Source organism: Streptomyces sp. NPDC047000 (genome assembly GCF_040644295.1).
Lineage (GTDB): Bacteria > Actinomycetota > Actinomycetes > Streptomycetales > Streptomycetaceae > Streptomyces.
In genome coordinates, this window is the sequence record NZ_JBEYWE010000017.1 from 17631 (window position 1) to 32146 (window position 14516).

At 71.7% G+C, this 14516-nt stretch carries 13 protein-coding genes and 1 pseudogene; 8 read left to right on the forward strand and 6 right to left on the reverse strand.

Translation table 11 applies throughout. The features are described 5' to 3' along the window. The first annotated feature begins 11 nt into the window (after window positions 1-11). Window positions 12-899, forward strand: coding sequence for a PRD domain-containing protein (locus ABZ862_RS24505; protein WP_360961659.1), 888 nt, complete (start codon window positions 12-14; stop codon window positions 897-899). Window positions 900-1041: 142 nt separating this feature from the next. Beyond that, complete coding sequence (locus tag ABZ862_RS24510) at window positions 1042-1236, forward strand: antitoxin (protein ID WP_360961662.1); 195 nt, start codon at window positions 1042-1044, stop codon at window positions 1234-1236. Between the two features lie 33 nt (window positions 1237-1269). Here the strand turns inward: ABZ862_RS24510 and ABZ862_RS24515 are convergent, their stop codons facing one another. The 3 genes from ABZ862_RS24515 to ABZ862_RS24525 all read right to left on the reverse strand — a co-directional run bounded on the left by ABZ862_RS24515 (window position 1270) and on the right by ABZ862_RS24525 (window position 4581). Next, window positions 1270-2238 carry an alpha-L-glutamate ligase gene (locus tag ABZ862_RS24515; protein WP_360961665.1) on the reverse strand — a complete coding sequence of 323 codons (969 nt, stop codon included), beginning with the start codon at window positions 2236-2238 and terminating at the stop codon, window positions 1270-1272. Then, window positions 2235-3161, reverse strand: coding sequence for a hypothetical protein (locus tag ABZ862_RS24520; RefSeq protein ID WP_360961668.1), 927 nt, complete (start codon window positions 3159-3161; stop codon window positions 2235-2237). The genes ABZ862_RS24515 and ABZ862_RS24520 overlap by 4 nt, the downstream gene beginning before the upstream one ends. Window positions 3162-3591: 430 nt before the next feature. Beyond that, the gene (locus ABZ862_RS24525; RefSeq protein ID WP_360961671.1) at window positions 3592-4581 is read right to left on the reverse strand and encodes a L,D-transpeptidase; all 990 of its coding nucleotides are present in this window, start codon (window positions 4579-4581) and stop codon (window positions 3592-3594) included. A 299-nt stretch (window positions 4582-4880) separates the two neighbouring features. On the opposite strand from ABZ862_RS24525, the gene ABZ862_RS24530 reads away from it, so the two are divergent. The 4 genes from ABZ862_RS24530 to ABZ862_RS24545 are packed head-to-tail and all read left to right on the forward strand — an operon-like array spanning window position 4881 to window position 8119. Further along, complete coding sequence (locus ABZ862_RS24530) at window positions 4881-5948, forward strand: amidohydrolase family protein (protein WP_360961674.1); 1068 nt, start codon at window positions 4881-4883, stop codon at window positions 5946-5948. Window position 5949: 1 nt separating this feature from the next. Further along, complete coding sequence (locus tag ABZ862_RS24535) at window positions 5950-6705, forward strand: iron-sulfur cluster assembly protein (protein WP_360961677.1); 756 nt, start codon at window positions 5950-5952, stop codon at window positions 6703-6705. Next, window positions 6702-7727 carry an NAD(P)-dependent alcohol dehydrogenase gene (locus ABZ862_RS24540; RefSeq protein WP_360961679.1) on the forward strand — a complete coding sequence of 342 codons (1026 nt, stop codon included), beginning with the start codon at window positions 6702-6704 and terminating at the stop codon, window positions 7725-7727. Before ABZ862_RS24535 ends, ABZ862_RS24540 begins: the two co-directional genes overlap by 4 nt. A gap of 59 nt (window positions 7728-7786) precedes the next feature. Continuing rightward, the gene (locus ABZ862_RS24545) at window positions 7787-8119 is read left to right on the forward strand and encodes a putative quinol monooxygenase (RefSeq protein ID WP_360961682.1); all 333 of its coding nucleotides are present in this window, start codon (window positions 7787-7789) and stop codon (window positions 8117-8119) included. A gap of 506 nt (window positions 8120-8625) precedes the next feature. On the opposite strand, the gene ABZ862_RS24550 is transcribed toward ABZ862_RS24545, so the two are convergent. Beyond that, a complete protein-coding gene (locus ABZ862_RS24550) occupies window positions 8626-9102 on the reverse strand; it encodes a hypothetical protein (protein ID WP_360961684.1) in 477 nt (158 codons plus the stop codon). A 282-nt stretch (window positions 9103-9384) separates the two neighbouring features. Between ABZ862_RS24550 and ABZ862_RS24555 the strand changes: the two genes are divergently transcribed. Next, window positions 9385-10359 carry an ArsR family transcriptional regulator gene (locus ABZ862_RS24555; protein WP_360961687.1) on the forward strand — a complete coding sequence of 325 codons (975 nt, stop codon included), beginning with the start codon at window positions 9385-9387 and terminating at the stop codon, window positions 10357-10359. A 118-nt stretch (window positions 10360-10477) separates the two neighbouring features. On the opposite strand, the gene ABZ862_RS24560 is transcribed toward ABZ862_RS24555, so the two are convergent. Beyond that, window positions 10478-12013, reverse strand: a complete 1536-nt coding sequence (locus ABZ862_RS24560) for a DUF1254 domain-containing protein (RefSeq protein WP_360961690.1) — start codon at window positions 12011-12013, stop codon at window positions 10478-10480. Between the two features lie 277 nt (window positions 12014-12290). After that, on the reverse strand, window positions 12291-13970 hold the full coding sequence (locus ABZ862_RS24565) for a SulP family inorganic anion transporter (RefSeq protein ID WP_360961693.1): 1680 nt from the start codon (window positions 13968-13970) through the stop codon (window positions 12291-12293). A gap of 162 nt (window positions 13971-14132) precedes the next feature. On the opposite strand from ABZ862_RS24565, the pseudogene ABZ862_RS24570 reads away from it, so the two are divergent. Continuing rightward, window positions 14133-14325 (forward strand): annotated as a pseudogene (locus ABZ862_RS24570) (D-2-hydroxyacid dehydrogenase family protein); the annotation flags it as partial. Window positions 14326-14516: the final 191 nt, after the last annotated feature.

A 14516-nucleotide genomic window follows, 5' to 3' on the forward strand; every position in this document is an offset into this window, starting at 1 on the left:
CAGGAGGAGCCGTGCGAGTCAAGCAGGTACTCAACAACAGCGTCGTGCTGGGTATCGACGACTCCGGGATCGAGGTCGTACTCCTCGGCCCCGGGATCGGCTTCCGGGCGGCGGTGGGAGACCGGATCGACCCCTCCACCGTCCAGCGCACGTTCGTACCCGAGGGCATCGGCTCGGTGGAGCGGCTCGCCGCCATGGTCGAGGAGATCTCCATCGACGCCGTGACCGCCGCCGAGGAGGTGGTCCGCCTCGGCCGCGAGCGCCTGGGCCGCCATGTCACCTACCGGGTGCTCATCCCGCTCGCCGACCACCTCGGCGTCGCGCTCCAGCGCGCCCGGCAGGGCGCCGCGATCGAGTACCCGCTGCGCTCGGAGCTGTCCTACCTCTACCCCGCGGAGCTCGAATTCGCGCGTCAGGCGGTCGAGCTCCTCCGGCAGCGCACCGGTGTGGACCTGCCGGCCGGGGAAGCCGTCCCCATCGCCATGCACTTCGTCAACGCCCAGTTCGGCTCCGACGACATGCGGGACTACCTGCGCATCACCGAGGCGCTCCAGCAGATCCTCGGCATCATCGAGGAGGAGTACGGACTCCGCTTCGACCACCAGTCCATCGACGTGGCGCGCTTCGTCACCCACCTGCGCTTCCTCTTCGTGCGCAACCGGCGCGATCCCGTCGCCCTCCCCGAGGAGGACGCCACGCGTGACCCCGACACGCTGCTGGACACGATCCGCAGCGCCCGGCCACGCCAGTACGCCTCCGCGGTCCGCATCGCGAGACTCCTGGAGGGACTGTTCGGCTGGACGGTCGACAGCGACGAGATCCTCTACCTCTGCCTCCACGTGGCACGCCTCACCGACACCCGGCGCCCCGCACCGCAGTCCCCCGGGAAGCAGGAGTGACCACCCGGACCCGGGCCCCGTCCGCGCAGGCGGGGCCGTCCGGTGCCCCGGGGCCGCCGCCTGCCGGTCCGCCGTGCGTCGGATGCTCCGGGCGGGGTACCCGCGCCGGTGTACGGAACACGCACATCCCGGGAGGTACCTCGTGGGCAAGCTGTCAGACATCGCGAACAAGGCCAAGCAGATGGCCAAGGGCCACCCCGACCAGGCCGACAAGGGCGTCGAGAGCGCCGAGCGGATGATCGACGAGAGGACGGGCGACAAGTACGACGCGCAGACCGACAAGGCCTCCGAGACGGTCCGCCGCTCCTACCGGGACGACGGCACGACCGAGCGCTGACCGCGCTCACCGCACGGCCCCGGCCCCTGCCCGTCACCCGGCGCGGCCCGCCCGCGGAGCGCGGGCCGCCGCGGGCAGGGGCACCGGGAGGCCGGGCCCCGGCCGCGGACCCGGTACCCCGTCCGGCTCACCGCGTACGGTGACCGGCGACTCGGGCGAACGGCGGTCCGGCTGCCCGCCGGCCCGGCCCGTCCACCCGTTCCCCTCCGCGGTGCGCAGCGCGAGCGCCGTCAGCGCCTCCGGGGCCCCCGCCTGGCCGCGGGCCCCGGGAAAGGCGTTCACATCCACGATCTGCGGGGTGTTGCCGCCGGCGTCGATCAGGTCGACCCCGTACACCTCCAGCCCGAAGAGCGGACCGACCTGTGCCGCCGTCTCCAGCCACGGCTGCGGGAGCTCACGGAGCGGCAGCGACACGGTCTCGAGTCCCGCGGCCGGGTCGTCGGCCAGCTCGGAGCGCCGCAGCGCCGCGAACACCTTCCCGCCTATCACCCAGAGCTTGCGGTCCCAGCCGTCATTGGCCGTGTAGGGCTGGACGACCACCGGCTCGTCGGCCCACCGGCCGCACAGCTCACGGAGCCGCCCCGGGCCGTCGACCCGCGCCACCAGGTCCCCGCGTCTGCTGTGGCGGCTCTTCACCACCAGCGGATAGGACAGTCCGGGCTCGTCGGCGAGGTGCCGGAGCCTCGCGACGGTCCTGTTGCCCACGAACGGCAGCCCCGCGGACACCGCCCGTTCCGCCATGAGTGTCCGGTCCTGGCACAACGCCGTGGCGGAGGAGGAGTTCAGCACGGGAGCGCCGCGCTCCTCCAGCGCCCCGGCCAGGGCGAGGGCGGGCGCCGTGCGCGCCTTGAGGAGGTAGACGTCTGCCGGTGTGCCCAGAACGTCCGGGCCCGCCGGGTCACGGGGGTCGATCCAGTCGACTCGGTGCCGGGCGGCCAGCAGAGCCGTTGTGGCGGCCAGCAGCGGATGGCCGGGCTGCGAGGTGATGAGACCGATCCTCATGAGTTCTCCCCGACGGCCACCGGGATCTGCGCCTGCATCTGCGCCGGGATCTCGGCCGCGGTCCGCGCGGTGCGCAGAGACGTTACGGCTGCGGCCGGTGGCGGCGGCGCACCTCCGTCCCGGGCCAGTCTCAGAACCGCCCTCGCCACCCGGGCCGGTGCGTCGGGCACCTGGCGGAAGCTCGGAAAGTCGTTGACGTCCACGACCACCGGGCCGTCGGGGCCCAGGAGCACGTCCACCCCGTACAGGTCGAGCCCGTAGACCTCGCCGACCTCGGCCGCGATACGCGCCACCTCCCTGCTGAGTCCGACGCGCCGTTCGGGGACGGTGCGGCCCGGGTCGAGCGGTGAACAGCGCTCGGTCGCGTACAACTCGCCGCCGACGCAGTACACCTTGAGGTCGGTCCCGGAGTTGGGCACGTACGGCTGGGCGATCAGGATCCCCTCGCCCGCCAGTTCCGCTCCGGCCTCCGCCAGCCGGACCGGCGACGGCACGAGGTGTACGCCGCGTCCCGAGCTGCCGTTGGCCGGCTTGACGACCAGTGGATAGTCCCTCTCCGGTACTTCGGCCAGGGTCTCCCAGGAGGCCACCGCGTAGGTCACGGGGACGGGCAGCCCGTGGCTGCGGCCGATCGCGGCGGCCAGCGCCTTGTCCCGGACACCTCTGATGGCGCGGGCGTCGTTGACGGTGGTGAGCCCGACGGCCGCGGCCGCCTCCAGCAGGGTGAGCCCGGGGCCTCCCGAGACCGTCTTGAGCACCCATGCGTCATGGCTGCCTCTGCGCACCGCCTCGGTCACGGGAACCAGTGAGCTGCCGGGGCGCAGGACGTCCACCTCGTGTCCCCAGGAGACGAGTTGGCGAATGACCTCGACGGGCATGCCGTCATGGCGGTATTGCTCCTCCACCAGGAAGCAGATCTTCATCGCCCTTACCCCCGTAACCCCTCGAGCCCGTGCGCTCGGGCACGGGCTCAACGAACCGACTCTCCTGGGAGACATGATCTCCTGCGCCAGTTTCTCACCCCGACAGACCCCTGGGAGACCGTCCCTCTCGCAACCGTTGAGTGGTTGTTGCTGGTCAGAGGCGGTGTCGTTACCGGGGACCGGATGAGACAGCCGACGCCCGGACGCCGGACGAGGCACGGCCGCCGGCCGTGAGGACTTCGGGTGCGGCGGCCGGCGGTGCGGCGGGCGGTGCGGCGGGCGGTGGTCACCGGCTCGTCGGGCTTCGGCCCGGTACGGAAGCGAGCGGCCTCGTGCCCGGCACGGCGGGCCGGGCACGGCGGGCCGGGCACGAGGCCGCCCGGACACCGCCTGCCCGGGGTTCACGGTTTCGTACGCGCGGGCGGCCGCCTCACAGCGTCGTGGCGGTCTGCTCCCCGGAGGCGCTGCCGGCGAGCCACTGGTCCCATCCCAGGTTGAAGTCGGCGTACCCGTTGTCGGCAGGGGCCTTGGCCCGGGACGATCCGGTGATGGTGACCGGGTCGCCCTGCTTGACCTGGCCGTAGAACCACTTGGCGTCCGCCAGGGACAGATGGACGCAGCCGTGCGAGCCGCGGGCGCTGCCGCTGCCCGGATCGGGGTCGCCGGTGGAGTAGTGCACATACGTGCCGGACTGGGTCAGGTGGACGTCCCAGGGCAGTGTCAGGTCGTAGTAGTTGGCACTTCCCTTGTCACAGCTGATGCCGACGCTGCAGGAGGTCATGTGGACCTTCTCCTGCTTGTCGATGACAGCCATCGTGCCGTTCCACGTCGGGTACTGGGCGCTGCCCGCGTTGATCGACAGGGTGCGTACCGCCTTGCCGTTCCGGGTCACCTTCATGGTGTGGCCGGTCACCGAGACATCCGCGCGTACGTCGTCACCGACCTGGAAGGTGTGGGTGTAGCCGTGCACGCCGTAGCGTCCGTTGCCGTTGCTGACGCCTTTCATGTCGGCGTCGATCTTCACCTTGGTGCCGGCGGGCCAGTACGTCTTCGGCCGCCAGTCGGCGCGCCGGTCGCCGAACCAGTGCCACGCGCCGGCCACCGGCTGCGAGGCGCTGACTTTCATGTGCTTCTCCACGGTGGCCCGCGCCTTGGCGGCCACCGGGTTCGTGAAGATCACCGAGATCGGCATGGCCACGCCCACCGTGGTTCCCGTCTGGGGAGTGATCGTCTCCAGCAGCATCGGCGGACCCGCAGGCTTCGTCGGCGACGGCGAGGCGCTCGCGGCAGGCTTGCCCGACGCCGACGCGCCGTCCCCGGCCGCCGCATCGCTGCCGTGACCCCCGCCGCAGGCACTCGTACCCGCCAGGATCACCCCTGTGGCGAGTGCGATCCCTATGCCGCCCTTGCGCCGTCCCATGAACTGCCCCGCTCTCTCGCTCTTCGGTGCTGACGAACCCGACTGCCTGCTGAGACAGCCGCGGTGTGCGTCGTAGTTGCCCGCATCCCGTAAAACATGTCCCAAAACTGTGTGCACACCGTCGGCGGTCGGGCCGCCCCCGTCATGAGTGTCCCCCGCGGGTCCGGCGGCGGGCCGCGGTCGCGGGAGGCACTCCCGGCCGGTCGTCCCGGACCGGGACGGTCACGACTCGCAGGCTGTCTGCTTCGTGCCTAACGTCGTCCTTGTAGCACGAGGCATTCAGAGGGACGGAGGCCGACGTGTACAGCAAGGACGGCGAGAACTACTTCATCGTGGACGCGCACATCGCGCTGTGGGACGCACGCCCCGAGAACCAGCTCAACATCCACGGCAAGCAGTTCATCGACTGCTTCTACGACTACCACCGCAATCTGAGCCCCGAGTCGGAGGTGTGGCCGTACGAGGAGTACCTCTACTACGGCGGACAGCGGCTGATGAAGGACCTCTTCACCGACGGGTACGTGGACCACGCGATCTTCCAGCCCGCCTTGCTCGGCGCCTTCTACCGCAGCGGCTTCGGGCAGACGGAGGAGGCCTTCGAGCTGGCCCGGCAGTACCCCGACAAGCTGACCTACAACCACTGCTGGGATCCCCGCTACGAGGAGCGCGGCCTCGAACAACTGCGGCGGGACGCCGACCGGTTCCAGCTCAAGGGGGCCAAGCTCTACACCGCGGAGTGGCACGGCGACTCGCGCGGCTACAAGCTGGACGACCCGTGGTCCTACCGCTACCTGGAGCTGGCCCAGGAGCTCGGCATCCGCAACATCCACGTCCACAAGGGGCCGACGATCCGGCCGCTGGACCGGGACGCCTTCGACGTCGCGGACGTCGACAAGGCCGCGACGGACTTCACCGAGCTGAACTTCGTCGTCGAGCACTGCGGGCTGCCCCGGCTGGAGGACTTCTGCTGGATCGCCACCCAGGAGCCCAACGTGCACGCCGGACTCGCGGTCGCCATCCCCTTCATCCACACCCGCCCCCGCTACTTCGCGCAGATCATCGGAGAGCTGCTGTACTGGCTGGACGAGAACCGCATCCAGTTCTCCAGCGACTACGCGCTGTGGACGCCCCGGTGGCTGATCGAGCGGTTCGTCGACTTCCAGATCCCCGAGGACATGCAGGACGAGTACGCGCCGATCACCGTCGATCAGAAGAAGAAGATCCTCGGACTGAACGCGGCGGCCATGTACGGCATCCCGGTGCCCGCGGAGGCCGAGGCCGCGGCCACCGCCCCGGGCCCGGCCGCGAGCGAGGCCGCAGGCCCCGCCGGGGCGGCCTCCGTCGCGGCACAGCCCGAGGAGACGTGACATGCCTGCCGGAACCCTGGAGCAGCGGGCCAGGGAGGCGCTGCGCGCGGTCCTCGATCCCGAACTGGACGAACCGATCACCGACCTCGGTTTCGTCCGCTCCGTGGAGGCCGGCCCCGACGGCGGGCTGACGGTGCACCTCCGGCTGCCCACCTCCTTCTGCTCCCCGAACTTCGCCTACCTCATGGCCTCCGACACCAAGGACGTCCTGACGGCCCTGCCGGACGCCGGCCCGGTCACGGTTCTGCTCGACGACCACCACGACTCCGACCTGATCAACCGCGGCCTGGCCGCCGACGCCGGGTACCGGGGTACGTTCGGCGCCGAGGCCGAGGAGAGCCTGGAGGGGCTCCGGCTCGTCTTCCGGCGCAAGGCCCACGCGGCGGCGATGGAACGGGCCGTCACCGCACTGCTCCGGCAGGACCCCGGCCGCACCGAGGAGGAACTGCCCGACCTGGTGCTCGGCGACCTGCCCGACACCGCCGCGACCCGTGCGCTGCTGCGCCGGCGTGAGGCGCTCGGCCTCGGCACGGCGGCTTCGGCGCCCGTCCTCGTCGACGACGACGGGCGCCCCTTCCCACCGGGTGAGATTCCGCTGCGGCTGAGGTTCGCCCGGGCGGTCCGCATCTCGATCGAGGGGAACGCGCACTTCTGCCGGGGCCTGCTGCGGACCCGCTACCCGCAGGCCGCGGCCGACCAGTCCCCCCGGGCCGCGGTTCCGCAGCCCGCGACGCTCGCCAGGGAGAAGGCCTCGTGAAAGCAGTCCAGGTCGTCGGCTACGGCCGTGACCCCGAGATGACCGACGTCCCCACCCCCTCGGTCACCGGCCCGTACGACGTCGTCGTGAGGATCGGCGGCGCCGGCGTGTGCCGGACCGACCTGCACATCCTCGAAGGGCAGTGGGCGGCGAAGTCCGGCGTGACACTGCCCTACACGATCGGCCACGAGAACGCCGGCTGGGTGCATGCGGTCGGCAGCGCCGTCACCAATGTCGCCGAGGGCGACAAGGTCATCGTCCACCCGCTGATCACCTGCGGGCTGTGCCGGGCGTGCCGGTCCGGTGACGACGTCCACTGCGAGCAGAGCCTCTTTCCCGGCATCGACACGGCCGGCGGCTACGCCGAGTACCTGAAGACCTCCGCCCGCAGTGTCGTCCGCATCGACGACCCCCTGGAGCCGGCCGGCGTCGCGGCCCTGGCCGACGCCGGCCTCACGGCGTACCACGCCGTGGCCAAGGCGGCCCGGAAGCTACGGCCCGGCGACGTCTGTGCGGTCATCGGCGCCGGCGGGCTCGGGCACATCGGCGTGCAGGTGCTCAAGGCCCTGACGGCCGCCGAGATCGTGGTCGTCGACCGCAACCCGGACGCGGTGGAGCTGGCCGGCTCCATCGGAGCCGACCGCGGCGTCGTCGCCGACGGGGGACATGTCGAGCGGGTGCTGGAGCTCACCGGCGGCCGGGGAGCGGAGGTGGTGATCGACTTCGTCGGCGAGGGCGGCGCCACCCGGGACGGGCTGCGCATGCTGCGCCGCGCGGGCGACTACCACGTGGTCGGCTACGGCGAGAACATCGATGTGCCGACCATCGACATCATCTCCAGCGAGATCAACTTCATCGGCAACCTCGTCGGCTCCTACAACGACCTGTGCGAATTGATGGTGCTCGCCGCCCAGGGGCGCGTCCGCCTGCACACCACCTCCTATCCGCTCGACCGCTTCCAGGACGCCCTCCACGACCTGGAAGCGGGCCGGGTCCGGGGACGCGCGATCCTCGTCCCCTGAGCGGGAACACCGTACGGGCCCGGGGCGCCGGGCCCACACACCGTTCGTGAGGAGAACCGATGATCTTCATCACCGCGAAGTTCCGCGTTCTGCCCGACCACGCGGACGCCTGGCTCGGGATCACCGGGGAGTTCACGCGGGCGACCCGCGCCGAGCCGGGCTGCCTGTGGTTCGAGTGGTCCCGCAGCGTCGACGATCCGACGGAGTACGTGCTGACCGAGGCGTTCCGCGACGACGCGGCCGGCGCGGCTCACGTCGGCTCCGACCACTTCCGCACGGCCTGCGAGGCACTCCCGCGTCACCTCGCGGAGACTCCCCGCATCGTCAACGTGACCGTCCCGCAGGACGACTGGTCGCGCCTCGGTGAGATGGCCGTGCCGCAGGAGAGCTGACCTCTGGGGCTGACGACCGCGCCGGCCTCGCGGCGGTTCCGCCCGCCCTGGCCGAGGCCGTACGGACCGCACTGCACGGCACCGCCCCCGCGGCCCACCCCGGCCCGCTGCCGCGCCTACCGCAACGCAGACGACGGCTTCGGCTTCGGCGAGTTCACCACCCCCGTCACCATCGAGGGGAACTGGTCCTACGGCAACGGCTTCAACCGCTGGAACCGTACGTCCTGGAAGGGCGGCGGCGACGGGTTCACCCTCGGCGGCGGCGACGTCCCGGTCGCCGTGGCCCTGTACGGGAACATCGCCGTCGGCAACGGGCGGGACACGGTCCTCACCCACGTCGTCGACGCCGCGCACAACAGCTGGCAGGACGCGCCCCGCGACGTCCCCGTTCCTGTCCACCCGGCCGGGCGGTGCCGAGGCCGCGCGCCGGGCCCGGGCCCCTTCGTGAGGGGCCTGGGCCCGGCTTTCGGCCGTGTGCCGCTGTTACCGGCGTGTTCCCGGTCCGGTCAGCAGGGCCGGATGTAGTACACAGGGGTCCACGACGCGGTGCCGGTGTCCTTGGCGGTGTTGGTCCACCGCAGGCTGCCGTCGGAGTTGTAGAACTTGGCCACGGTGCCCGACGTCTGGTTGTTGTTGAACGTGCCGTCGCCGACGCCGTCGAAGCTGTAGTAGCCGCAGTAGTAGTAGTCGTACGTGGCGCCCGTGCCGTCCTGGATGCACAGGTGCCCGCTGCCGCACGAGATTGCGGGAGAAACGGTGTTGGTGCCGGCCGCAGCGAGTGTCACGCTGCCTCCGGGGATCGCGATCTTGTTGGCGGAGATCTGGTGCGTACCCGGGTGCGTGGCCAGATAGCTGTTCACCTGCAGTTGGAGCTGCGTCGCCTGGACGGCCCCGGACGCAGCCGATGCGGTACCTGTCAGAGCCGGGCTCAGGGCCAGCGCCGCAGCCGCGGCCAGCGCAGCGACAGCCTTACGTGATGACATGCTCACATTCCCCTCCTGATGACCTCTCTGGGACCTGCTCCACGCCGGGGGCCCTTGCGGATCAGATGATCCGTGAGGGGCCCGGGAACAGGGACCCCGCCGACCTGCTCGAACCGCCCGACGTACCGGGCCCGCTCCGGCAGATTGACCGTGTCCATGCCAGGGTGGCGGGCGCCGGGGGCGGATGGCGAGATCTTTTCAGCACCGCCGAATGAGGCTGGTCAGAAGGTGTGCGGCACACCCAGGATGTGAAGGTCTGTTGGTTGCAGGTGGGAAGAGCCAATGAAGCTGAGGGTGCATTTCTCGGTGGAGGATCTGTCGCGGGTCCACGTCGCCCGCGGTCCGGACCCGATGTGGGAGATCGTACTGAGCGCGAACAAGCTCCTGAACACCGAGGGCAGGGCCGTCTTCGGAGCATGGCGTGTGCGCGCTAGGGCGCGACTGCGCCGCCTGCCCAGAGCGCAGGTGAAGCTGATCCGTTACCTTGCCCCGTCCGTGGGGGACTTCCCCGACTTCCTGACGCCGTTCCAGACAGCACCCGATCTGCGCGCGGGTGTCACGGCGGTGCTGGCCACACCGAAACGGCGATTACGCAAGGATCTGGCCGTTCTCGCCGACCCGCCCGCATGGGCCGAGCCGTTGGCCGACGCCGACCGGGCCACCCTCACCGAACTCGGCAACGCGCTGCAGGGGTACTACCAGGCCGTGCTCGCCCCGGTCTGGCCGCGCCTCCACGCTCTCGTCGACGCGGACCGGGCCGTACGCGCTCGCGCTCTGCTCGACCACGGCACCGACGGGCTGCTGCACAGCCTGCGCCCCGCCCTGAGATGGTCTCCCCCCGTGCTGGAAGCGGACTACCCCGTCAACCGGGACCTCCACCTGGCCGGACGAGGTCTGCTCCTGGTGCCCTCGGTGTTCTGCCACGGCGGCCCCGTCACCCTCATCGATCCCGACCTCGCCCCGGTCCTGATCTATCCTGTCGCCCCCGGGCGGGACTGGTGGGTCCACCCCGCCCTCACCCGGAGCGACGCGCTGGCCCGCCTGCTCGGGCCGGGCAGGGCCGCTGCCCTGCGCGTGATCGAACAAGGCTGTACCACCAGCGAACTCGCCCGGCGCACCGGCCTCGCTCCGCCCACCGTCAGCCAGCACGCCACCGCACTGCGCGCAGCGAACCTGATCGTCTCCACCCGCCATCGCAACACGGTGGTCCACACCCTCACCCCGCTGGGAACCGCCCTCCTCGCGGAGAACACCTGACCGATCAGCCGGTGGGCTTCCGGCGTACGGGCGGGTGATCCGGGTCTGTCCGGTTCCGGTCCCGTGGCGCGTGTCCCGGCTGCGGCGCCCGTGCCGCCCGTCCTCCGTCCGGGTTCCGTCAGCCGACGCGGTTGACCGGCGGGCAGTGCCAGCGCGCGTCGACGGCCTCGGGCCGCGGGAGGTACATGCGCAGCGCGACGTACCAGATGCCCTGCTGCGGCGTGGGCAGCCAGTTGGGCTCCCGGTCGGGTCCCGGTGAGTCCGGCTGCAGGTGAAGCGTCAGGCCGCCGTCGGGGTCCATGGCCAGCCCCGTGGTGCGGTCTCCGACGGAGTACCGGTCGATGGGGTTCGGGATCAGATTGCGGTCCTCGTCGTAGGCGGTGAGCGACCAGAACGCGTCGACCGGCGGCAGCATCCCCGCCTCGAAGTGCAGTGCGTAGCGGCCGGTGGACAGCGTCTCGCCCGCCCCGTCGGTGAAGGCCGCCAGGTAGACCGCCTCCTCGGCGTCGTTGATGGCGATGCCCACCAGGGACTGCTCCGCGGCTCGTCTGAGGAAGTCGTCCCCGAAGTGCCCGATCTGCGGGGGAGGGTACCGCCAGCCGTTGATCAGCTCACCCCACTGGCCGCTGAGCAGCTGCTGTTCGAGCATGGGTACGGCTGTGGCGGCGGCCCGGATCAGTCCCTCCTGCACCGGCTCCGGTTGTGCCCCGACGTCCAGCCCCGGCCCGACGCCGATCTCCGCGAACTGCCGCAGCAGGATGTCGTGGTGCTTCGGCAGAGGGTTCTCGGCCAGCGCCGCGTTGAGTGTCTTCCACGGCCCGAGCGGGTCCTCGGCGGGGTCGACCGGCACCGGTACGTCGCGGCGTTCCGGCAGGGTGACGCCCTCCTTGCCGAACAGGTGGAGCGGCGTCAGCCGGTACTGCTGCTGCACCGCGTGCACGGTCGGGAGGTCGTCCACGTCCTCCACGAGGGTCCGTCCGACCACCAGGACCCACGGGGTGGGGGCGGTCGCCGTGCGGCGTACGCCCGGTGGGAGGTCGCCGGTCCAGTCCGGGCCGATGAGCGCGAAGTGACCGGCCTCCGGTCCCGTCGCCCGCATGCCCACGTAGTCGTAGTTGTCGGAGGTGAAGGAGACCAGTTCGAAGGTGAAGTAGCGCTCGCTCATGTCGGGGTGCGACAGGACGAGGGGCTCCTCGCGCAGATCGGCCCAGGCCCAGGAGTACAGCGTGTCGTTGTTCGGGGACACACCCTCCCGGTCCTCGGCGTCCCAGAGCCTGCTCGCGTGCCAGAAGTGGTTGACGGGGGCGTACGGCGTCGTCTCCGTCTCGGGCTTCTGCGTCACCCAGCGGTGGCGGAGCACGGCGTTGTAGTAGTAGGGGAATCCGTAGACGAAGGCCTGCTGCCCCAGCGCGTACGCGTACTCCCGGCGCCAGTCGTCCACCCGGCCGGTCAGCGTCGGCTTCACCGAGTGCCAGGCCATGGGCAGGGTCCGTGTCATCTTCCTGGCGCGGTCGATGGTCTCCTGCGGGTGACGGACGGCGGCCGCGGTGGCCTTTCCGGTGGCGGCCGCGGCGTGACCCAGGCCGACTGCGGCCCCGGCGACGTCGTGCCGCAGACGGTGCATCGGACGGTGGCTGGTGGCTGAGGATGCCATTCCGTGCTCCTCTCAAGAGGCCGGACGGCGCGGCTCGCAGCAGCCGCCGCACGGACCGAGGAAGCCGGTGAGCGTCACGACGACGCGTCCCGGCCGCTCCCGGTGCACACAGGGCGGCGTTCTGCGCCATGTCTCATGGGTGCCGGGCCGGGTGCTCCCACACGCACCTACTGGTCGAGTAGATCACCACGTCCGTACCTCGGCAACCGGGCGTCGCAGGTCACAGGGCAGAAAACCCGAGGCCCGAGGCGTGAGGCCCGAGGCCGTCCGGTCGTCGTCATCCGTGTCCGTCACCCAGCGCGTCCACCGCCTCGGTCACCGTCGTGTGGAGGCGCTCGGGGCTGAGGGTCTCGTGCAGCGGGTGCCGGGACAGCGAGCGCGCGGGGCCGGCCCGGACCCGCGCCAGACGGAGTTCGATTCCCTGACGGCCGAGGTCCGCGGCGAGGTCCGCCAGAGTGTCCAGGACGGGCAGACCGAGCCGATAGCTGGCCGTCAGATCCACCACCACGGCCCGGGGCGGCGCGTCGGACGCGGCCACCAGGTCCTTCACGGCCGAGCGGACACGATCGACGTTGCCGAAGAAGAGCGCTCCGTCCGGCCGGATCACGAGGATTCCCGGCGCCGCCACGGCCCGGGGGTGCTCCTTCAGGTCGCCCCACACGCCGGTGCCGGGCAGCAGGCCCAGGACCGCCAGACGGGGAGTGCTCGCATAGGCGATGAACAGCACCAGTGACGCCAGAACCGCGAGGAGCAGCCCGGGAAGCAGGTCGAGCACCAGAACACCGATCAGGGCGGTGAGGGCGATCCAGAGACTGGGCCGGTCGTGCGTGGCGTAGCGGCGCAACTCACCGACGCGCAGGAAGCCCTTCACGGCGACGATCACGATGGCTCCGAGCACCGCCTCGGGCAGCGGCGTGAACAGCGACGTCAAGAAGGCCCCGGTCAGCAGCACGAGCAGCGCCGCCACCAGGGAGACCATGCGGCTGCGGCCGCCCGCGCCCTCGGCGGCCGCGCTGCGCGACGCGCTGCCGGAGACCGAGAAGCCGCGGAAGAAGCCCACCGCGAGGTTGGCCGCGCCGACCGCCACCATCTCGCGGTCGGCCGCCACCTCGTCGCCGTGCAGGCGGGCGAAGCGACCGCCGATGCTGTACGACTCGGCGAAGGCGACCAGTGCCACCCCGAGGGAGCCGGCGGCCAGCTCGGCCCAGTCGGCGGCCGGGATCCCGGGCAGGTGGGGGACCGGCACGGCCACGGGGATCCTCCCCACCGTCGCCACCCCGTGAGCGTGCAGGTCCAGGACCTGGGAGAGGAGCAGGCCGGCGGCCAGCACGGCCAGCGAGGCCGGCAGCCGCGGCAGGAGGCGCTCCAGCAGCAGGAGCGAGACGATCGCCGACACACCCACGGTGACAGTGGTCCACGACCACCCGTTCGCCTGACTCAGCAGCTTCGCCAGGCGCTGGAAGAAGTCGCCTTCCCCGCCGGAGACACCGACGATCTTCCCCGCCTGCCGCACCATGATCGTCAACGCCATGCCGAAGAGGAAGCCGACCAGGGCGGGTTCCGCCAGAAAGCTGGTCAGGAACCCCAGCCGGGCCGCTCCGGCCGCCACCAGCACCGCGCCCACGATGACCGCCAGCGCCGCCGACAGCCCGACGGCGGTGTCCGGATCACCGCTGACGCCCTTGACGGCGGACGCCGACAGCACGGCCGCGGCCGATGTCGCCCCCACGACCAGAAACCGCGAACTCCCCAGTGACGCGTAGACCACGAGCGCGATCGGCGCGGCGTAGAACGCGTTCTGCGGCGGAACTCCGGCGATCTCCGCGTACGCCACGGCCTCCGGCACGATCAACGTCCACACCGTCAGGCCCGCGAGTACGTCCCCGCGCAGCAACTCCCGCCGGTAGCGGGGCACCCGGTCGGCCACCGGCCGCCGGGAGGAACGCTCAGCAGCCATCGGGGACCATCCCGTGAACCGCCCCGGACCGTACGGCCCCGGGGCTCTCCTGTGACTCGGCGGCACGGGACACCGCCGACCCGACCGCTCCGTCCGGGGCGGCCTTTCCCCGAGTAGATCACCGGGGCCGGCGCCCGGCAACAGCACACCGTCACAGCCGCTCGCATCGCCGGCGCTGGCCTCGGCGTCCTCGACGAGGAACCGCTGCCCGCCGATCACCCGCCGCGCACCGCACCCCGGCCGCTCGCCACCCCGCACCTCGGCCATGCCTCCCGGGCCCACCACACGAGGTGACCACGGCCGGGCCGTCGGGGACGTCCGGGCGTTCCTCGCGGGCGATCCGCTACGCCGGCTCGCCCGACCGGATGCCGCTGCCGGCCGCCCACCGAGGACCCGGCCGCCCGCGAGGACGCCCGGTCTCCTTCCTCTTGCCGACCACCACGCCGGGCAGCGCCGGCGATGCCCGGCCCCCCCCCGCAGGCCGACCGGCACCCCGCCCACCGGCCGCCATCGGCGTAGCGGTGCTTGGCACCGGCGCTGGTCCTG